The 545-nt window shown below is 65.4% G+C and carries 1 protein-coding gene and 1 pseudogene; both read left to right on the plus strand.

The features are described 5' to 3' along the window. The first annotated feature begins 93 nt into the window (after positions 1-93). Positions 94-366: a hypothetical protein gene (locus AC1D00_RS44670; protein WP_477015154.1), complete on the plus strand. Its 273-nt coding sequence runs from the start codon at positions 94-96 to the stop codon at positions 364-366. Further along, a pseudogene (locus tag AC1D00_RS44675) lies at positions 354-545 on the plus strand (helix-turn-helix transcriptional regulator); the annotation flags it as partial. The gene AC1D00_RS44670 and the pseudogene AC1D00_RS44675, both read left to right, overlap by 13 nt.

Consider the following 545-nt stretch of genomic DNA (forward strand, 5'->3'; position numbering starts at 1 on the left):
CGGGGGGCGGTCCAAAAGACCGCCCCCCGCGGGAGCGAGATCGCCGCGACCCGCCGTGTGCAGGAAGCCAAGCGTCTGATCGACCGGACCAGCATGACATTGGYGGAGATCGGCTTCGCCGCCGGTTTCGGCAGCGTCCGCCGCTTCAACGACGCTTTTGCCGCGACCCCCAGGCGGCCGCCGTCGTCATTCCGCCGCCGGCGACAGGGCGCGCGCCGGGACCACCCGACTTGCTTCTTGCCGTGCCGCTCCGACAGCGTGAAGGTCTCGTCGCCCGTACCATCCTCCATTCGGAGGATGTCGTTCTCCCAGGATACCGCTATCAACCGATCGGATGATGGAGCTGTCGAACGATGGTTGACGTAGATCTGGTATCGCGCCTGATCGGGGACATCTACGATGCCGCCCTCGATTCAGCATTGTGGACCGACGTCCTCGAGCAGACATGTCAGTTCGTCGGCGGAACGGCGGCATCGCTCTACTCTAAGGAGGTCGTCGCGCGGCAAGGGGCGGCCCGATACAATTGGAACATGCCTGCGGACGCC

The organism is Bradyrhizobium sp. P2_E8 (genome assembly GCF_056403875.1).